18 protein-coding genes are annotated in these 19493 nt (G+C 69.5%); 10 read left to right on the forward strand and 8 right to left on the reverse strand.

The window, feature by feature from the left end; genetic code table 11:
• Positions 1-2 precede the first annotated feature (2 nt).
• Genes CJ179_RS21505 through CJ179_RS21525 form a run of 5 tightly spaced genes read left to right on the forward strand, consistent with a single transcriptional unit; the run spans position 3 to position 6524 of the window.
• Positions 3-365, forward strand: coding sequence for an L-rhamnose mutarotase (locus tag CJ179_RS21505; RefSeq protein ID WP_095862842.1), 363 nt, complete (start codon positions 3-5; stop codon positions 363-365).
• Between the two features lie 6 nt (positions 366-371).
• Positions 372-1553: an L-rhamnose isomerase gene (gene rhaI / locus CJ179_RS21510; RefSeq protein WP_095862843.1), complete on the forward strand. Its 1182-nt coding sequence runs from the start codon at positions 372-374 to the stop codon at positions 1551-1553.
• Positions 1553-2998, forward strand: coding sequence for an L-fucose/L-arabinose isomerase family protein (locus CJ179_RS21515; protein ID WP_095862844.1), 1446 nt, complete (start codon positions 1553-1555; stop codon positions 2996-2998). Before rhaI ends, CJ179_RS21515 begins: the two co-directional genes overlap by 1 nt.
• A gap of 29 nt (positions 2999-3027) precedes the next feature.
• Positions 3028-5067 carry a bifunctional aldolase/short-chain dehydrogenase gene (locus tag CJ179_RS21520; RefSeq protein WP_095862845.1) on the forward strand — a complete coding sequence of 680 codons (2040 nt, stop codon included), beginning with the start codon at positions 3028-3030 and terminating at the stop codon, positions 5065-5067.
• A complete protein-coding gene (locus tag CJ179_RS21525) occupies positions 5067-6524 on the forward strand; it encodes a rhamnulokinase family protein (protein WP_095862846.1) in 1458 nt (485 codons plus the stop codon). Before CJ179_RS21520 ends, CJ179_RS21525 begins: the two co-directional genes overlap by 1 nt.
• On the opposite strand, the gene CJ179_RS21530 is transcribed toward CJ179_RS21525, so the two are convergent.
• The 3 genes from CJ179_RS21530 to rfbA all read right to left on the reverse strand — a co-directional run bounded on the left by CJ179_RS21530 (position 6521) and on the right by rfbA (position 8866).
• Positions 6521-7330, reverse strand: a complete 810-nt coding sequence (locus tag CJ179_RS21530; RefSeq protein ID WP_095862847.1) for an enoyl-CoA hydratase — start codon at positions 7328-7330, stop codon at positions 6521-6523. The two genes, CJ179_RS21525 and CJ179_RS21530, sit on opposite strands and share 4 nt — an antisense overlap.
• Before the next feature lie 77 nt (positions 7331-7407).
• Complete coding sequence (locus tag CJ179_RS21535) at positions 7408-7989, reverse strand: dTDP-4-dehydrorhamnose 3,5-epimerase family protein (RefSeq protein ID WP_072938515.1); 582 nt, start codon at positions 7987-7989, stop codon at positions 7408-7410.
• A gap of 1 nt (position 7990) precedes the next feature.
• On the reverse strand, positions 7991-8866 hold the full coding sequence (gene rfbA, locus CJ179_RS21540; protein ID WP_095862848.1) for a glucose-1-phosphate thymidylyltransferase RfbA: 876 nt from the start codon (positions 8864-8866) through the stop codon (positions 7991-7993).
• Between the two features lie 63 nt (positions 8867-8929).
• On the opposite strand from rfbA, the gene rfbB reads away from it, so the two are divergent.
• Positions 8930-9934 (forward strand): dTDP-glucose 4,6-dehydratase, encoded by a 1005-nt coding sequence (gene rfbB / locus CJ179_RS21545; protein ID WP_095862849.1) that lies wholly within the window; start codon positions 8930-8932, stop codon positions 9932-9934.
• Here rfbB and CJ179_RS21550 read toward each other — a convergent pair.
• From CJ179_RS21550 to CJ179_RS21560, 3 genes are all read right to left on the reverse strand, one after another.
• Positions 9924-10715 (reverse strand): class I SAM-dependent methyltransferase, encoded by a 792-nt coding sequence (locus CJ179_RS21550; RefSeq protein ID WP_095862850.1) that lies wholly within the window; start codon positions 10713-10715, stop codon positions 9924-9926. The genes rfbB and CJ179_RS21550 overlap by 11 nt on opposite strands.
• A gap of 10 nt (positions 10716-10725) precedes the next feature.
• Positions 10726-11718 carry a lysylphosphatidylglycerol synthase transmembrane domain-containing protein gene (locus CJ179_RS21555; protein ID WP_095862851.1) on the reverse strand — a complete coding sequence of 331 codons (993 nt, stop codon included), beginning with the start codon at positions 11716-11718 and terminating at the stop codon, positions 10726-10728.
• 69 nt (positions 11719-11787) lie between these two features.
• Positions 11788-12507, reverse strand: a complete 720-nt coding sequence (locus CJ179_RS21560) for a DapH/DapD/GlmU-related protein (RefSeq protein WP_095862852.1) — start codon at positions 12505-12507, stop codon at positions 11788-11790.
• A 105-nt stretch (positions 12508-12612) separates the two neighbouring features.
• Between CJ179_RS21560 and CJ179_RS21565 the strand changes: the two genes are divergently transcribed.
• Together CJ179_RS21565 and CJ179_RS21570 are read left to right on the forward strand one after the other, a co-directional pair.
• Positions 12613-13713 carry a DegT/DnrJ/EryC1/StrS aminotransferase family protein gene (locus CJ179_RS21565; protein ID WP_095862853.1) on the forward strand — a complete coding sequence of 367 codons (1101 nt, stop codon included), beginning with the start codon at positions 12613-12615 and terminating at the stop codon, positions 13711-13713.
• The gene (locus CJ179_RS21570; protein ID WP_095862854.1) at positions 13713-14672 is read left to right on the forward strand and encodes a Gfo/Idh/MocA family protein; all 960 of its coding nucleotides are present in this window, start codon (positions 13713-13715) and stop codon (positions 14670-14672) included. Before CJ179_RS21565 ends, CJ179_RS21570 begins: the two co-directional genes overlap by 1 nt.
• Here CJ179_RS21570 and CJ179_RS21575 read toward each other — a convergent pair.
• Complete coding sequence (locus CJ179_RS21575; RefSeq protein WP_095862855.1) at positions 14662-15618, reverse strand: NAD(P)/FAD-dependent oxidoreductase; 957 nt, start codon at positions 15616-15618, stop codon at positions 14662-14664. The genes CJ179_RS21570 and CJ179_RS21575 overlap by 11 nt on opposite strands.
• Positions 15619-15704: 86 nt before the next feature.
• Between CJ179_RS21575 and CJ179_RS21580 the strand changes: the two genes are divergently transcribed.
• Positions 15705-16328: a helix-turn-helix domain-containing protein gene (locus tag CJ179_RS21580; protein WP_072938491.1), complete on the forward strand. Its 624-nt coding sequence runs from the start codon at positions 15705-15707 to the stop codon at positions 16326-16328.
• Positions 16329-16389: 61 nt separating this feature from the next.
• A complete protein-coding gene (locus CJ179_RS21585) occupies positions 16390-17244 on the forward strand; it encodes an SGNH/GDSL hydrolase family protein (protein ID WP_095862856.1) in 855 nt (284 codons plus the stop codon).
• Here the strand turns inward: CJ179_RS21585 and CJ179_RS21590 are convergent.
• Positions 17216-19444 (reverse strand): hypothetical protein, encoded by a 2229-nt coding sequence (locus CJ179_RS21590; RefSeq protein ID WP_179377654.1) that lies wholly within the window; start codon positions 19442-19444, stop codon positions 17216-17218. The genes CJ179_RS21585 and CJ179_RS21590 overlap by 29 nt on opposite strands.
• Positions 19445-19493 lie beyond the last annotated feature (49 nt).

Raw genomic sequence — 19493 nt, forward strand, 5'->3', positions numbered from 1 at the left:
CGATGAACAAGTACTGCTTCACCCTGCAACTCCGGCCGGACCGGATCGACGAGTACGTCCGCCGCCACACCCAGGTCTGGCCGGAGATGCTGGAGGCCCTGAAAGCCTCCGGCTGGCACAACTATTCGCTGCACATCCGGCCGGACGGGCTGATCGTCGGCTACGTCGAGTCAGAGAATCTCGAAGAATCGCAGGCGGCCATGGCCCGCACCGACGTCAACCGGCGGTGGCAACACGACATGGCGCCGTTCTTCGAACTCGACGGGGTGGCCCCCGACGAGGGATTCACGCTCCTCACCGAGATCTTCGACCTGGACGCCCAACTCCACACCCCTCTCGACCACACGATCTCCACCGAAGGATGATTCACCATGACGGCAACTGACATTCGGCGCACCGCCGGCGACATCGCCGCCCTTGCCGACTTCGGAATCGAAGTTCCCAGTTGGGCATACGGGAACTCCGGCACCCGATTCAAGGTGTTCGCCACGGCAGGTGTCCCGCGCGACCCGTACGAGAAGATCGAGGACGCCGCCCAGGTGCACCGGGTGACCGGTGCGGCGCCGCGGGTGTCGCTGCACATCCCGTGGGACCGCGTCGACGACTTCGGCAAACTCGCCGCGTACGCCGCAGATCAGGGGGTGTCGCTGGGGGCGATCAACTCCAACGTGTTCCAGGACGACGACTACAAGCTGGGGTCGCTGACCAACGCCGACCCGAAGATCCGCGCGAAGGCCGTCGCCCACCACGTCGAATGCGTCGACGTCATGCGCGCCACGGGATCGAAGGATCTGAAGTTGTGGCTGCCCGACGGCACCAACTACGCAGGCCAGGATTCGATCCGCGCCCGGCAGGATCGGCTCGCCGATTCGCTGCAGAAGATCTACGCCGAACTCGACGACGATCACCGCCTGCTGATCGAGTACAAGTTCTTCGAGCCGTACTTCTACACCACCGACATCCCGGACTGGGGCACCTCGCTGCTGCACTGCCTCGCGCTGGGCGAGAAGGCGCAGGTCGTCCTGGACACCGGCCACCATGCGCCGGGCACGAACATCGAGTTCATCGTGGCCCAGCTGATCCGGCAGGGACGGCTCGGCGCCTTCGACTTCAACTCCCGCTTCTACGCCGACGACGACCTGATCGTCGGATCCGCGGACCCGTTCCAGCTGTTCCGGATCATGCACGAGATCGTCCGGGCCGGCGCGCACCTCCCGGACTCGCGCGTGAACTTCATGCTCGACCAGTGCCACAACATCGAGCCGAAGATCCCCGGCCAGATCCGGTCGATCATGAACGTCCAGGAAGCCACGGCCAAGGCACTGCTCGTCGACGGGGACGCCCTCGAGGCGGCCCAGCAGTCGGGTGACGTGCTCGGCGCGCACGCGGTGCTGATGGACGGTTACAACACCGACGTCCGGCCGCTGCTCGCCGAACTGCGCGAATCGCAGGGCAGGGACGCCGACCCGATCGGCGCGTTCGCGCGCTCCGGCTACCTGGAGCGGATCGAGCGCGAGCGGGTGGGCGGAAACCAGGCGAGTTGGGGCGCGTGATGACCGCGGCGACGACGAATACCGTGCCCGCTCACCTCGACCGGGTGCGTCCCCGGAAGACCCGGCTGGGGCTGGTGTCGGGTGGGCTCGGCGCCTACTGGCCGCAGTTCCCCGGCCTCCGGGGCGTCCTGCAGGAATCAGCCCGTTACGTGACGGGCCGATTCGAGGAACGGGACTGCCAGGTCGTCGATGCCGGATTCGTCTCCGACCCGCAGGAGTCCGCCGTCGCGGCCGAGACGCTGAGGCAGGCCGACTGCGACCTGGTGGTGATCTTCCTGACCACCTACCTGACATCGTCGATGGTGCTGCCGATCGCGCAGCGCACCAACGTGCCGGTGCTGCTGATCGACCTGCAGCCGACCGAGGCGATGGATCACGCGAACACCGACACGGGGACGTGGCTGGCCTACTGCGGGCAGTGTCCGCTGCCGGAGGTCGCGAACGTGTTCCGGCGCAGCGGCATCGACTTCCGGTCGGTGTCCGGGTATCTGCACGACGAGAACGCCTGGCGGCGCATCGACGCCTGGGTGAGTGCCGCCTCGGCACGGGCCGCCCTGCGGCACGGCCGGCTCGGACTCATGGGTCACCTGTACCCGGGGATGCTCGACATCTCGACGGACATGACGCTGCTGTCGTCCCAGTTCGGCGCCCACGTGGAGGTCCTCGAATTCGACGACCTCCGGGTGCGGGTCGACGCGGTCTCCGAACGTGAGACCGCGGACCGCATCGCACTCGCGAAAGAGGTGTTCGCGCTCGATAGTTCGGTGAACGCGGACGATCTCGCGTGGGGAGCCCGGGTCTCCGTCGGACTCGACCGCCTCGTCGCGGACTTCGCGCTCGACGCCATGGCGTACTACCACCGCGGGCTGGGTGGTGAACTGCACGAACAGCTGGGCGCCGGAATGATTCTCGGAGCGTCCCTGCTGACCGCCCGCGGCATTCCGCTGGCCGGGGAGTACGACATTCGCACCGCGGTCGCGATGCTGGTCTCGGACCGGATCGGCGCCGGTGGATCGTTCACGGAACTGCAGGCACTGAACTTCCGCGACGGCGTCGTCGAAATGGGTCACGACGGACCGGCCCATCTGCAGATCTCGTCAACCGAACCGCTGCTCCGCGGTCTCGGTGTCTATCACGGCAAGCGGGGGTACGGCGTCAGCGTCGAGTTCGACGTGACCCACGGGCCCGTCACGACCTTCGCGGTCGGGCAGAACCGCGACGGTTCGTACTCGTTCATCGCGTCCGAGGGCGAAGTGGTGCCCGGACCGCTGCTGGCGATCGGCAACACCACGTCGCGGGTCGACTTCGGCCGGGACCCGGGGGAGTGGACGGACGAGTGGAGTGCCACCGGGACCGGCCATCACTGGGCGTTGTGCGTCGGGCATCGGGCCGGCGCGATCAAGGCCGCAGCAGAGTTGCTCGGCGTCGAATTCATCCGGGTCTGAAGTCAAGAATCTCGAGGGAGAAACAAGAAGTGAACGCCACGAGCACCATTGCCGAACTGATCGCACGGTCCAACAGACTGGGCGCCGACGCCCGGAACACCAACTACGCGGGCGGCAATACGTCTGCCAAGGGCACCGACGTCGATCCCGTTACCGGCGCCGAGGTGGAACTCGTCTGGGTGAAGGGATCCGGGGGAGACCTCGGCACGCTGACGTCCTCCGGTCTCGCCGCGCTGCGCCTCGACCGGGTCCGCGCCCTCACCGACGTCTACCCCGGACTGGGCGCCGAGGACGACATGGTCACCGCATTCGACTACTGCCTGCACGGCAAGGGCGGCGCCGCCCCGTCGATCGACACCGCCATGCACGGTCTGGTGAACGCGCCGCACGTCGACCACCTGCACCCCGATTCCGGTATCGCGTTCGCGACCGCCGCGGACGGTGAGGAGTTGACCCGCAAGTGCTTCGGCGACCGGGTGGTGTGGGTTCCGTGGCGCCGCCCCGGTTTCCAGCTTGGTCTCGACATCTCGGCCATCGCGGAGGCGAACCCGCAGGCGATCGGTTGCATCCTGGGCGGGCACGGCATCACCGCGTGGGGGTCGACGAGCGAGGAGTGCGAGCAGCGTTCGCTCGAGATCATCCGCACCGCCGAGCAGTTCATCGCCGACAACGGCCGCGAGGAGCCGTTCGGTCCCGCGATCGCGGGCTACGAAGCACTGCCCGCCGAGGAGCGCCGCCGCCGCGCCGCCGCGCTGTTCCCGCTGCTGCGGGGACTGGCCTCCACCGATCGCCCGCAGGTGGGGCACTTCACCGACAGCGAGGAGGTGCTGAACTTCCTGGCGGCGCACGAGCATCCGCGTCTCGCCGCGCTGGGTACGTCGTGCCCGGATCACTTCCTCCGCACCAAGGTCCGGCCGATGGTCCTCGACCTGCCGCCGACCGCGTCGCTCGAGGAGGTCACCGCGCGACTGCGTGAACTGCACACCGCCTACCGCGAGGACTACGCCCGGTACTACGCCGAGTACGCGGAGCCGGACAGCCCGGCGATGCGCGGCGCCGACCCGGCCATCGTCCTGGTCCCCGGCGTCGGGATGTTCTCGTTCGGCGCGAACAAGCAGACCGCGCGGGTGGCGGGCGAGTTCTACGTCAACGCGATCAACGTGATGCGCGGCGCCGAGGCCATCTCCACGTACCAGCCGATCGACGAGCGGGAGAAGTTCCGCATCGAGTACTGGGCCCTCGAGGAGGCGAAGCTGGCCCGCATGCCGAAGCCGGCGCCGCTCGCCACCCGCATCGCGCTGGTCACCGGTTCCGCGTCGGGAATCGGCAAGGCGATCGCGCAGCGCCTCGCCGCGGAGGGCGCGTGCGTCGTCATCGCCGACCTCGACCAGGCGAAGGCGGCCGAGGCCGCCGCCGAGATCGGCGGCAGTGACGTCGCCGTCGGCGTCGCAGCGGACGTGACCAGCGCCGACCAGGTCGCCGCGGCGTTCGAGGCCGCTGTCGTGGCGTTCGGCGGAGTAGACCTCGTCGTCAACAATGCCGGACTGTCGATCTCCAAGCCGCTGCTCGAGACCACCGAGAAGGATTGGGACCTGCAGCACGACGTGATGGCGAAGGGCTCCTTCCTGGTGTCGCGGGAGGCGGCGCGGGTGATGACCGCCCAGGCGATGGGCGGCGACATCGTCTACATCTCCTCGAAGAACTCGGTGTTCGCCGGGCCCAACAACATCGCGTACTCCGCGACGAAGGCCGACCAGGCGCACCAGGTGCGGCTGCTCGCGGCGGAGCTGGGCGAGTACGGCATCCGCGTCAACGGCATCAACCCGGACGGTGTGGTGCGGGGTTCGGGCATCTTCGCCGGCGGCTGGGGCGCCAAGCGGGCCGCCGTGTACGGCGTCGAGGAGGAGAAGCTGGGCGAGTACTACGCGCAGCGCACCCTGCTCAAGCGGGAGGTGCTGCCCGAGCACGTCGCCAACGCGGTGTTCGCGCTCACCGGCGGCGACCTCACGCACACGACCGGACTGCACATCCCGGTGGATGCCGGTGTCGCTGCGGCGTTCCTGCGCTGATGGACGTGTTCGCCGCGATCGACCTGGGCGCGTCCAGCGGGCGGGTGATGCTGGGCCGCGTCGCCGACGGTGTGATCACCCTCGACGAGGTCGCGCGCTTCCCCAACCGTCCGATGCGGCTGGGTGGATCGCTGCACTGGGATCTGGCCGGCCTCTACCGGGGTGTGCTGGACGGACTGCGGGCCGCGGCAACGGCGGCCGTGGCCCGCGGTGACGTCCTCGTGTCGATCGGAATCGACACATGGGCGGTGGATTACGGGCTGCTCGGCGGCGACGGCTCCCTCCTCGGGATGCCGTACCACTACCGCGACCAGCGGACGGGGGGCGTCGCGGCCGGGGTGCGATCGTCGATACCGGATCGGGAGTTGTTCGAGCGCAACGGCATCGCGCAGCTGCCGTTCAACACCGTGTACCAGCTGCTGGCCGAGCGGGAGAGCGGCGCGCAGAGACTCGACGTCGCGGAGCAGTTGCTGATGATCCCCGACCTTCTGGCGTACTGGCTCAGCGGGGTCCGCGCCGGCGAGGTGACCAACGCGTCCACCACCGGTCTGCTCGATCCGGTGAGCCGCGACTGGGACCGTGCGCTGGTCGCCCGGCTCGGTCTCGACGACCGTGTGCTGCCACCGTTGGTGGAACCCGGTTCGGCGATCGGGGCCGTCGCGCCCGACATCGCCGAAGAGATCGGGGCCACGGACCGTCCTCCGACGGTGGTGGCCGTCGGCAGCCACGACACGGCGTCGGCCGTCGTCGCGGTACCCGCGGCGAGCACACGATTCGCGTACATCGCGTCGGGCACCTGGTCGCTGGTGGGAACGGAACTGCCCGGCCCCGTGCGCACCGAGGACGTGCGGGCGGCGGGGTTCACCAACGAGGCCGGCGTCGACGGCACCACCCGGCTGCTGCGGAACGTGATGGGCATGTGGCTGGTGCAGGAGTCGATGCGGCAGTGGCAGGCCGACGGACTCGACGTATCGCTGCAGGACCTGCTGCAGGACGCCGCAGCGCTGACCGACCTCGGCTCCGTGATCGACCCGGACCTGCCGGTGTTCCTGCCGCCGGGCGACATGCCCGCCCGCATCGCCGCCGAATGCGCGCGGACGGGTCAGCGCGTGCCGGACGGTCCGGCCGAGGTGATCCGCTGTGTGATGGACAGTCTCGCGGACGCGTACCGGCGGTCGGTGCAGTCGATCGTCGAACTGACCGGCACCCCGATCGACGTGGTGCACATCGTCGGCGGCGGATCCCAGAACGCGCTGCTGTGCCGGCTGACGGCGGACGCCACCGGGCTGCCCGTCGTCGCCGGACCCGTCGAGGGTTCCGCCCTCGGCAACGTCCTGGTGCAGGCGCGGGCGGCCGGTGTGCTGTCCGGGGGACTCGCCGAACTGCGTGCGGTCGTGTCGAATTCGTTCACCCTGCGCGAGTTCGCGCCGTCGGCGGCCTCGCTGTCCACGCCCTAACGCCGGTCCCGGAACTGCGGTTCGCGCTTGTCCTTCCGCGCGGCGGTCGCCTCTTCGAAGTTGTCGGTCAGCAGCCGCACCAGCAGCTGTCCGAGGCCCTCCTGGTGGAGGTGGGCTTCGAGTGAGGCGGCGTCGAGTCCCGACCACAGCGTGCGCTTCGTCAACTCCAGGCCAGGGCGGGAGAAGCGCGACATGCGTTCGGCGAGGTCGAAGCATTCGTCCAGCAGGTCCTCACCGGGCACGCACCGCGACACGAGTCCGATCCGCTCCGCTTCCGCGGCGTGCACGTCCCGCCCGGACAGCATGATCTCGAAGGCCCGGGACGAACCGATCGCGCGGGGCAGCAGGTAGCTCAGGCCCAGTTCGCTGGCCGTCAGCCCGTTGTTGATGCCGGCTGCCCGGAAGTAGGCGTCCTCCGCCGCGATCCGGATGTCGGAGGCGAGCGCCAGGCACAGCCCGCCGCCGATGGCGGCGCCGTTGACGGCGCTGATCACCGGCTGATGCATCCGGCGGAGCGAGAGCACCACGTTGTCGAGCATCTCCATGGCCCGCAGCGCCACGGTCGGCGGGGTGAGGCCGTCGACGTGGGGGAGCGGGCCCGCGGATCTCTGGTCGGCGCCCGAGCAGAAGCCGCGGCCGGCGCCGGTGACGACCACCGCGCGGACCGAGTTGTCGTTGCTGATCTCCTCCAGCGCGTCGCGGAACGGGATCATCACGTCGAACGCCATCGCGTTCATGCGTTCCGGGCGGTTGAGCGTGACCAGGGCGATACCCGGCCGCGGGTGGTCGACGACGACGAAGGTCACGCTCTCGATACTAGAACACGTTCTCGTGAGTCACCGGCCATGTGAGTGTTTTCGTGTACCCGGGCACACGAAAACACTCACATGGGGGGCAGTAGCCCGGCGTCCAGCGCCTGCTTCAGCGACGGCGCCGCCGAATCCTTCTCGGACAGCTGGAACGTCAGCGGGTTGCCGTCCCGGCCCGTCGTGGGCCAGTCGATGCCCAGATCGGGGTCGAGCGGGTGCAGGTCGTGGTCGAGGGCCGGGGTGTACTCGATCGAGCACAGGTACATCACGGTCGACGCGTCCTCGAGGGACAGGATCGCGTGGCCGACGCCGGCCGGAAGGTAGACGGCGCGGCGGTCGACGTCGTCGATGAGCACCGAATCCCACTGCCCGAACATCGGCGACCCCACCCGGAGATCGACGATGACGTCGAGGAACGCGCCCTTGACGCAGGTGACGTATTTCGCCTGCCCGGGCGGATTGTCGGTGTAGTGGATACCGCGCAGGACACCGGCGGCGGACACCGAGCAGTTGGCCTGAGCGAGTTCGAGAGGATGCCCGACGGCGGCCTCGAACTCCGAGCCCTTGAACCATTCGAGGAACACGCCGCGGTCGTCGCCGAACTGCCGTGGGGTGATCTCCCAGGCGCCGGGGACCTTCAGTTCCCGATACTCCACGTCACCAGTCCTTGCCGCGTTCGAGAAGTTCGAGGAGGTAGTCGCCGTACCCCGATTTGCCGAGAGCCTCAGCACGCGAACACAGTTCGGCGTCGGTGATGAACCCGCGGCGCCACGCGACCTCTTCCGGGACGCCGATCTTCAGCCCCTGCCGGTGCTCGAGCGTGCGGACGAAGTTCGACGCCTCGAGCAGCGAATCGACGGTGCCGGTGTCGAGCCACGCGGTTCCGCGGGGAAGCACCTCGACCTGCAACCGTCCCGCCTGCAGGTAGGCCTGGTTGACGTCGGTGATCTCGTATTCGCCGCGGTCCGACGGCTTCAGATTGCGCGCGATGGAGACGACGTCGTTGTCGTAGAAGTACAGCCCGGGGATCGAGAAGTTGGACTTCGGGGTGGCGGGCTTCTCTTCGATCGACATCGCCCGGCCGGTGTCGTCGAATTCGACCACACCGTACGCGCTGGGATCGGACACCCAGTAGGCGAACACGGCGCCGCCGTCGATGTTCTCGAAGCGGTTCAGCCGTGAACCGAGGCCGGGGCCGTAGAAGATGTTGTCGCCGAGTACGAGGGACACGGATTCGCCGCCGATGTGGTCGGCGCCGAGGACGAACGCCTGCGCCAAGCCGTTCGGCTCCTCCTGCACCTTGTACGTGAGGTTCACCCCGAACTGGGAGCCGTCGCCGAGGAGCCGGCGGAACTGCTCGGCGTCGTGCGGGGTGGTGATGACGAGGATGTCGCGGATGTTCGCCAGCATCAGGGTGGAGAGCGGGTAGTAGATCATCGGCTTGTCGTAGACCGGGACCAGTTGCTTGCTGACGCCGAGGGTGATCGGGTGCAACCGGGACCCGGTGCCGCCTGCCAGGATGATTCCGCGCATGTGCGCAGTGTTCCAGTGTTCGCGCCGGATAGAAACTCGGGCTCGCCACTAGGGTGGGTGCACATGAGGCTTCTCGTGACAGGCGGCGCCGGGTTCATCGGTGCGAATTTCGTGCACCAGACGGTCGCCGAGCGGCCGGACGTGCAGGTGACGGTGCTCGACGCGCTGACGTACGCCGGCAACCGGCGCTCGCTCGACGCCGTGGCCGACCGCATCGAGTTCGTGCACGGCGATGTGGCGGATTTCGCGCTGGTGGATCGCCTGGTCACGGAGTCGGACGCGGTGGTCCACTTCGCCGCGGAATCGCACAACGACAATTCGCTGGCCGATCCGACGCCGTTCGTGCAGACCAATGTGATGGGCACGTTTTCGCTGCTGCAGGCCGTCCGCGCCCACGACGTCCGCTATCACCACATCTCCACCGACGAGGTGTACGGCGACCTCGAACTGGACGACCCCGAGCGCTTCACCGAGTCGACCCCCTACAACCCGTCGAGCCCGTACTCGGCGACGAAGGCGTCGAGTGACCTGCTGGTGCGGGCGTGGGCGCGGTCGTTCGGGGTGCGGGCCACCCTGTCGAACTGTTCCAACAACTACGGCCCGTACCAGCACGTCGAGAAGTTCATTCCGCGTCAGATCACCAACCTGATCGACGGGGTGCGCCCCCGCCTGTACGGCAGCGGGAAGAACGTGCGCGACTGGATCCACGTCGACGACCACAACGCGGCCGTCTGGACCATCCTGGAGAAGGGCAGTCTCGGCCAGACATACCTGATCGGCGCGGACGGCGAGGTCGACAACCGGACCGTCGTCGGGACGCTGCTCGAGCTGTTCGGCCGCGACGCCGACGACCTCGACTTCGTCACCGACCGCCCGGGCCACGACCTGCGCTACGCGATCGACTCGACGCGCCTGCGCACCGAACTGGGCTGGACGCCGCAGTACGAGGATTTCCGCAGCGGGCTCGAGGCCACCGTGCGGTGGTACCGCGACAACGAGTCGTGGTGGCGGGCGCAGAAGGAATCCGCGGAGAAGGCGTACGCGGCCACGGAATCCGTCATCGGCTGACGGTTCCGCGGAAGGCCCACACCCGCGCCGTCAGTGCGATGCGGCCTGTCTTGTCGCGCCGCAGTCGGGCAGCGAGCAGGTCGCGCAGCGCGTCTCGGCGCCCGGCGGGGAGGGACGCACAGTAGCCGGGCGCGGGGCCCTGACCGCCCAGGAACGGCCGCCAGAAATCGTCGAAGTCGGCGAACACGGTGGGAACGTCGAGCGGGTGCACGGCAACCTCCGTGAACCCGGCGGTGGACAGCGCGTCGCGGAGCGGCTGCGGCCGGCAGAGCGGGAAGCGGGCGCCCTCGTCGAGGGTCGCGGCCGTGGCGTCGAGCTCGCGCGCGGCGTCCCAGAAGACGCGGATCATCTGCATGCCCTCCGCGTAGTCCCACACGTAACCGGCGACCGTTCCGCCCACCCGGGTGACGCGGCGCATCTCGGCGAGCCCCTCGACCGGACGGGGAACGAAGTTGAGGACCAGCCCGGACACCACGCGGTCGAACTCGCCGTCGGCGGCGGGGATCGCTTCGGCGGTGCCCGGCCGCACCTCGAAGCGGGGATCGTCCGCGCCGGCCCGGGCCGCCGCGGCGAACGGCGCCGAAGGTTCCACCCCGACCACCCGGGCCGGGTCGGCTGTGCGGAGAACCGTGTGGGAGAGGGCGCCGGTCCCGCAACCCACGTCGCACCAGGCGCCGCCCGGGCCTGCGGCCAGCCACCGCAGGAACTGCGGCGCGACCAGCCTGCTCCAGCGGCCGATGTAGTTCTCGTACGCGGGATCGACCTCCCAGGCGTCCGTCATCGCGGTCTCCTCACGACGGCTGCGGCACCCGGGAATCCTCGTGCACGAGGGCGTTGCGCAGTGCACGCGAACCGGCGACCGCGGCGACAAAGCCGGCGAGCACCTCGCACAGCGTGAACACCAGTCGGGACGCGAGGGCCAGCCCGAGCGCCACCCCGCTGTCCATGAACGGGGACAGCGCCGCGACGACGACGGCCTCGCGTACCCCGATGCCGGACGGCGCGACGACCACCAGCACACCGGCGCACATGCCGAGGGCGATCGCGCCGATGCACTGCACCAGGGTGCCCACCGCGAATCCCGACGTGCTCGACGCGAGGAACCAGAGATGCACGCCGTACAGCACCCAGCTGACGGCGCACCAGCCGAGGGCACGCCCGATCTTGTGCATCGTCAACTGCCGGTGCAGCGGGGCGCGCCGCAGGATCCGCAGGGCCAGGTTCACCAGCCGCGTGAGGATCGGGGGATAGCAGCAGACGAGGGCGATGGGGACGAGGATGATCACCGCGACCGCCGCGACGGTGCTGATGTGGAACAGGGCGGGCAGCGCCAGCAGCCCGACGACCAGCGCGGACGTGATGCTCAGCCCCACGGTGACGAGGACGGCGACGAATCCGTTGGCACGCGACACCCCGGCCCGGCGGACGAGTTCGGTCTGGAGGACGAACGCCCACACACTGCCCGGTAGGTACTTGCCGAGTTGGCCGACGAGGTAGCAGCGGGCGGCGTCGAACGCGGGAATCGGGTGTTCGAGCGCGCCGAGCGCGTGCTGCCACGCGCGCACCGCCGCGCCCATGCCGAGGAACACGAAGACCGCGGAGACGGCGAGCGCCCACCAGTCCAGCTGGGTGATCGTGTCCCGGACCTCGGCCCACTGCGATTTCACGGCGAACACGACGGCGACGACGATCGCGAGGGTGACGAGGATCCGCAGCGCGTTCATCAGGACGGCGCGGCCACCGCGGTCCGGGACGATCTCGGGATCGGTGTCCACGAGAACCACCCCCTCACCGGCAGTGCGCTGCAGCAGTGCAGCGTTCGGTTCCGACGATAGCAATCGGCGGGCGCCGGATCAGGAAACGAGTGGTTTCACCGCCAACTCCCGCCACCAGGCGAACGCGTCGGCGAGCGATGGCGGGAGTTCCGCGTCCGCCTCGAGCCGCCCCGAGGCGAACAGATTCTCCACCGCCTCGATGTCCCGGTCGGCGATCCCGGACCGGCTCATCCCCACCCGGTTGGTGCCGCGCAGGGCGGCGGGATTGCCGAACACCGTGGCGAACGGCGGAATGTCCTTGGCGACGACCGATCCCATTCCGACCATTGCGCGCGCCCCGATCACCCGCCGCTGATGCACCACCGCGCTCATGCCGAGATTGACGCCGTCGCCGAGGGTCACGTGACCGCCGAGGGTGCTCGACGGCGAGAGGACGCAGTCCTCGCCGATCCGGACGTCGTGCTCGACGGACGTGTGGTTCATGACGAATCCGCCCCGCCCGATGGTCGTCGGCCGCTCGGCGCCCTGCTGGACGGCGCTCATCTCCCGGATCACGGTGCCCGCGCCGATCACCACACCCCGGTGCGGGCTGACCTCCGTCCACGTGCGGGGATGCGTCTTCCCGATCCACTCCGGCGGGGCCCCGAGCGTCGCGTGGGCGCCGATCCAGCAGTCGTCGCCGATGTCGAGGGGGCCGGTGAGGACGGCATACGGTCCGATGCTGACCCGGTCTCCGACGGTGACGCCGTCGCCTATCACGACGGTCGGGTGGATCTCGCAGTTTTCACCGATGGTCATGAAAGTTTCGGATTCCTTCCAGGAGCCGTGCAGACCGTGGGAACCTTCAAGTGGTTGCAATCTGTGAAGACGGTGTGAACTGCACGTCAATCTATCGGAGGAACCGTGATCGCCATCTCGAGTATTTCCTTCGGAGAGGATGTCGAGCGCGAGGTCCTCGACACCCTGCGATCCGGGATGGTCGCGCAGGGACCGAAGGTCGCGAGGTTCGAGGAGGGGTTCGCCGAACTCGTCGGCACCCGGCACGCGGTGGCCGTCAACAGCGGCACCACCGCGCTGATCGCGGCCCTGCGGGTGCTGGACCTGCAGCCCGGGGACGAGGTACTCACCACCCCGTTCACGTTCGTGGCCACGCTCAACGCGATTCTCGACGCCGGCGCGACGGCACGGTTCGCCGACATCGGGGAGGCCGACTTCGCGATCGACCCCGACGTGGCGGAGCACTGCGTGAACGACCGCACCCGGGTGCTGATGCCGGTGCATCTGTACGGGCAGACCGCGGACATGGGTGCGCTGATGCCGCTGGCCGAGTCCGGGGGACTGGCCGTGGTCGAGGACGCCGCGCAGGCGCACGGCGCCACGTTCGACGGCAGGGGCGCGGGCAGTTTCGGGCTCGGCTGCTTCTCGTTCTACGCCACCAAGAATCTCACCACCGCCGAAGGCGGAATGGTCACGACAGACGACGACGCGGTGGCCGACCGGTTGCGGGTGCTGCGGAATCAGGGCATGCGTCGGCGCTACGAGTACGAGATGGCGGGCCAGAACTTCCGGATGACGGATCTGCAGGCCAGTCTCGGGTTGCCGCAACTGGGTTCGTATCTGCAGCAGGTGGAATCGCGCCGGCGCAACGCGGAGGCGCTGCAGACGGGGTTGAAGGACGTCGAAGGTCTCGTGCTGCCTTCGGAACTCGCGGGCCGCGGGCACGTGTGGCACCAGTTCACCGTGATCCTCGCGCCGGATGCGCCGATCGACCGCGACACCCTCGCGCAGCGTCTGGGCGATCGGGGAGTGGGCAGCGGCGTCTACTACCCGAGGACCGTCTACGACTACGACTGCTACCGCGACCATCCCCGGGTGATCGCCTCGCCGACACCGGTCGCGACGTCGGTGGCCCGCCGGTGCCTCAGCATCCCCGTTCACGCCGCGCTCTCCACCGACGACGTCGACCGGATCGTCGCGGCGGTGCGCGAGGCGATGGAGGCGTGATGACGTCTACGCGACCGCGGATCGCGCTCGTCGGATCCGGGAAGATGGGGTCGCTGCATGCCCGCGTTCTCGCGCAGTCGCCGCTGTGCGACCTGGCGCTGCTGGTGGAGCCGCGGGAAGACCACGGACGGGACGTCGCCGCCCGGTTCGGTGCCGAGTGGGCCGCGGATTTCGACGACCTGGACGGCATCGACGCCGTCGTCGTCGCGGCGGCGACCCCCGCACACTACGAGGTGGCGGGCCGCATCCTGGACCTCGGGAAGCCGCTGCTCGTCGAAAAGCCGCTTGCCGCAACGTACGAGGAGAGCACCGATCTGGTGAAACGCGCCGCCGCGACGGGCGTCCCGCTGATGTGCGGTCTGCTCGAGCGATTCAACCCGGCGGTCCGGACGGCCCGCGAATTCGCCGGTGACGTGTGGCAGGTCAACGGAATCCGGCACTCGCCGTTCGTGTCCCGCATCCCCACCGGCGTCGCGACGGACCTGCTGATCCACGACGTGGACCTCGCGATCGGATTCGTCGGATCGCCGCCGGTCGGGGTGAAGGCCGAATTCGGTTACTTCCACGACAGTTCGCGGCGCAACGAGGCCGAGGACTGCGCGGAGGCGGTGCTGCGTTTCGAATCCGGTGCGGTGGCGACCATCTCGGCGAGCCGGGTGAGTCAGCGGAAGGTCCGGCAGCTGTCGCTGCTGGAGCCGGACCGTCTGATCGAGATCGACCTGCTGCGCCGCGACATCACCATCTACCGGCACATCGACGACGACCTGCCCGCCGACGGGTACAAGCAGCAGACCGTGATCGAGATCCCCACCATCCGCTACAGCGACGAACCCCTCGCCGCCCAGCTCGCGCATTACGTCGGGCTGGTCGGCGGAGAGGGGGACGCCGACGCGGAGCGCGAGTCGATCCTGCCCGCGCACCGCGTGGTCCACGAGGCGACCGTGTCGGCTACCGGCTGAGCGCTCCGGCGACCGCCAGGCGGGTGTCTTCCGCGATGAGGTCGGCGTTGAGGGTGGCGGCGGCGGTCAGTCCGGCTCCGGCGGCGACGATGACCTGCGCCTTCGGGTCCGCGACGTTGCCGGCCACCCACACCCCGCGAACCGCGGTGGCGCCGGTCGCGTCGGCGGCGACGGCGGTGCCGATCACGTGTCCGGCCATCTCCATCTCGGTGGTGCCCAGGCCGAGGGTCGTGAGGAAGTCGGCGCGGGCCCGGAACAGCGGCGGGACCACGACGGCGGCCAGGGGGAAGACCCGGCCCGTGCGCAGCCGGACACCGGTCAGCCGGTCGCCGCGCACCTCGAGTCCGGCCACCGCGCCGTCGATCACGGCGACGCCGCGGGCGGCGAGTTGCTCGTACTCCTCGCCGGTGGGCTCGTTCGCGTCGTTCAGGAACAACGTCACCTGATCGGTCCACTGGCTCCACATCAGCGCCTGGTGCACCGCCAGCGGACTGCCGGCCAGGACGCCCACCGGCTGGTCCCGGACCTCCCAGCCGTGGCAGTACGGACAGTGCAGGACGTCGCGTCCCCACCGTTCGGCCACCCCGGGGATGTCGGGGAGGACGTCGACGAGGCCGGTGGTCACGAGCAGCCGCCGCGCCCCGACGGTCCGGCCGTCGGCGAGCGTCACCCGGAACTCCCCGTCCCCGACCTTCTCGGCGGACGTGACGGTGCCGGTCACGATCTCCCCGCCGTATCCGGCGACCTCCTTGCGTCCGATGGCCAGGAGTTCACCGGGAGGGGTGCCCTCTCGGCCCAGATAGTTGTGAATGTGCCCGGCCGGTGCGTTGCGGGGTTCGCCCGCGTCGATCACGAGCACGGATCGGCGGGCCCGCGACAGGGTCAGTGCCCCGCTGAGTCCGGCCGCGCCGCCGCCGACGACCACCACGTCGTAACTGTCATCCATCGCGTTCTCCTTCGTTCGTCGACCTCGTGACGTCCACTGTCCGGGCAGATCGCGATCCTGGCAAGAATGTTTGCCAGTGTGGCAACATGGGTGGTGTGAACGACGACCTACCCGATCTGGACGGTGTCCTCGACGCCGTGGGACCGCGGCTCAAAGCACTGCGGCAGCAGCGCGGCGCGACCCTCGCCCAGCTCTCCGAGTCCACCGGGATCTCGGTGAGCACGCTGTCGCGGCTGGAGGCCGGCCAGCGCAAACCCACCCTCGAACTGATGCTGCTGCTGGCCCGCGCCCACCAATTGCCCCTGGACGAACTGGTCGACGCACCCGCCACCGGCGACCCCCGCGTCCACCTGCGGCCCCTCGACCGCAACGGCACGACGATCATCCCGCTCACCCGCAGGCCCGGCGGGATCCAGGCGTTCAAGCACGTGATCCCGCCGGGCGACCCGACCGCGGTACCGAACCTGCAGGTCCACGAGGGTTACGAATGGCTGTACGTCCTGTCCGGCCGGCTGCGACTGCTGCTCGGCGAACACGACGTGATCCTGACGCCGGGGGAGGTCGCGGAGTTCGACACCCATGTGCCGCACTGGTTCGGCAATCCCGGACCGCAGCCGGTGGAGATCCTCAGCCTGTTCGGTCCCCAAGGCGAGCGGGCGCACGTCCGGACCGTCCCGCGGGGAACGGCGTCCGGCACCGACCGTCGGTAGAATTCGTGCGGACCGGTGACGAGCGCTACCTCCGAGGCGCAGGACGTGATGGGGAGGCCCCGTGCGACGCTGGATTCTCGGTGTTCCCTTAGCGGTTCTGATTCCGCTCCTCGCCGGCTGCTCCACGTCGACGGCACCGCCGGTGGCGCAACCGCAGCCGCAGCCGGAGTCGCCCGCGGTCGCGACCCTGGTGGGCCTGGGCGATTCGATCCCGGCCGGTGACGGATGCCCCGGATGCACGCCGTTCGTGGAACTGTTCGGCGATCAGCTGTCCGGCGACACGGCCCTGCCCGTCCAAGTGGCGAACCTCGGTGTCGGGGGCTGGACCAGCACCGACCTGCTCGATTCCCTCGAACCCGGTGCATACGACGCCGACGCCGTGGGTGCCGCCGATCTCGTCACCGTCACGATCGGCGCCAACGACTTCTACACCGAACTCGACGACTACCTGGACGGCGACTGCGGCGGCGACGACGGGCTCGGCTGCTTCGCGCCGGTGCTGCCGCAACTGCAGACCACGTTGACGTCCGTGCTCGACCGCATCACCGAACTGCGGGCCGGTCAGCCGACCGCGGTGCTGGTCACCGGGTACTGGGACGTCTTCCCGGACGGCGACGTGGCCCGCGAGTTGTACGGCCCGCAGTTCCTGCGGGACAGCGCCGCGCTGACGTTGCGCGCCAACGACGTCATCTCGGAGGTCGCGGGCTCGGAGGGCGCCACGTACGTCGACCTGTTCAGCACGTTCAAGGGAACGTGGGGCGACGGCGATCCCACCGGACTGCTGGCCGACGACGGCGACCACCCGAACCAGATCGGCCACCAGTTGATCGCCGACGCGTTGTCGTCCGCGGCGGTCGCGGGGTCCGGCTCCACCGAGGTGTCGGCGCTCACGTCGTCCGGGTGGTCGCCGCGCTGAGCTTCCGGCGGCGGACCACCGGGTCGACGACGGACAGGATCAGCACCACGACCGTCGCGGCGCCGAACGCCGCGACGGACAGGTTCTGCCGCGGCGGCCGGAACGTCACCACCAGTTCGTGGTCACCCGGCGGCACCGACACCTCGAGCAGACCGTGCCAGCCCGCGGTCGCGTCCACCGGCTCGCCGTCCACGGTGGCCGAGTAGCCGGGCCACGCGAGGCGGGCGAACGAGACGGTGCCGCCGCTGCCCGTCACCCGCACGGTCTCCGTCGCCGCTTCGGTGTCGGACGAGAGCACCCGGACGCCGTCGGACGCGAACGACACCCGCCCGGGCAGGGGCAGCGGCCGGTCGCGCTGCAGTACCGTCCGGGAGTCGCCGCGTTCGGTGACGTGCCAGCCGGGTGGGGGCGGTGCCGTCTCCACCTCGGGCACGAGGCGGTGCTCCACCACCAGCGTCGACACCCGCAGGTAGTCGATCAGCGGAATCGGAATGTCCGCGTTCACCGGCTGCCAGAGTGCCCCGTACACCCCGGGACAGACGGCGCCGCGGTAGTCCATGCACAGGGCCTCCTGGAATTCGGTGAACCCGATGCCGGTGTACGCGTTGATGCTGCCCTCCGCGGACGACGCCATGATCTCGTTGCCGAACAGGATCCGGCCTGCGGTGACGTCCTCGGGGGAGGTGTCGCCGAGGTCGGCGAGTTGCAGGACGGTGCCCTGGTAGCGGTCGGTCTGCGCGGACAGCAGCGACGTGCTGGACGGGTCGACGCGGCTGCCGCGGTCGACGTCGTGGGTGAGGGACCAGACCTGCGCGGCGGTCACCGCCACCGTTCCCAGGACGAGAGCGGCGACGAGACCGCTCGGGCCCAGGGTGCGCCAGGCGACGTACGCGATCGCGCACAGCGCCGCGACGAGCAGCGTGAACAGCGCATGCCTGCCGGTCAGGGCCGGGGAGGACGCGAACGCCAGATAGAAGCCCAATGCGATCAGCACCGCCGACGCCGTCGCCCGCCGGCGCACCCGGTCACGGGCAAGGCCCAGCGACAGCGCGAGCGACAGCGCGAGCGACAGACCGATCACCACGCACAGGTAGAGGTATTCGACCAGCCGGATCGGCCAGCGGAACATTCCGACGTTCGACGGTCCGAACGTGAAGAGGAAGTAGACGACCGTGATGATCGCGAGGCTGACGAGCGGTCGCCCGTGCGCGCGGCGGAACCCCGGGGACGCGAACAGCGCGCGGATCCGGCCCCACGGCAGCCACGGCAGCAGCGGCAGCACGAACCACGCGAGGTACAGCGACGGGATCACCTCGACGGGACCCCCGAACGTCATGATCACGGGGAGATACGACGGGCTGCTCATTCCCGCGGGCCCGCCGATCTGCGGCTGCAGGAACGTGTCGTTGAAGATGCCGGTGCTGCCTGCGCGGGTGGTGACGTCGACGCTGAGGAACAGCGGCAGGTACGTCACCAGCGCGGCGGTGCCCGCGCACGCGCCGGTGATCACGAGCACGAGTAACCGGAAGAACTCCCGCTGGACCAGGAGGCCGATCCCGAGGCCGAGGAGAATCACCACGGCGCCGAGCGCGGCGTACGGGTTGCCCATGCTCACCGTCAGCGCGCCGATCAGGAACGTGATCAGCGGGTTCGTGCGGCCGCGCGAGAGACGGAGCGCCGACCACCAGAACAGCGTCACCCAGGCGACGGCCATCATCCCGGACGGCCAGCCCGCCGCCTCGTAGAACAGGGTGAAACCGCTGAACGGAATCGTCAGCCCGGCGAGGACCGCGGCACCGCGGCGGGCGCCGTATTCGCGGCACAGCAGATACGTGCCGAGGGCGAACAGCGCGAGGAACTCGGCCATGATCACGAACGACGCGACCGACAGGTTCTCGAACTTCGCGGCCAGCATGTAGTTGGCGAGGTTGACGGGGTTGTAGAGACCGTAGGCGGCCTCGCCCGCGTAGTTGCCACCGATCCAGGCGTCGGGATTGACGGCGAGCCACCGCCCGGCGAGCAGTTCCCCGCCGATCCGGTGCCAGGACGGCACGAACGATTCCAGCATGTCGCCGCCGTAGTAGAAGCGGTCGTACACGATCCGGGGAACCGTCGCGACGGCCGCGGCAGCCACCGCGACCGCGAGTGCCACCGCCCACTCCGGGACGCCGCGTATCGATCGGGTGAACGTCGAGGACACGGACGCGGAGGGTGCCACGGACTCCGAGCCTACGAGTTAGGCTGCGCCC

The sequence above is a fragment of the Rhodococcus sp. ACS1 genome, from assembly GCF_002300155.1.
GTDB classification, from domain to species: Bacteria; Actinomycetota; Actinomycetes; order Mycobacteriales; family Mycobacteriaceae; genus Rhodococcus_F; species Rhodococcus_F koreensis.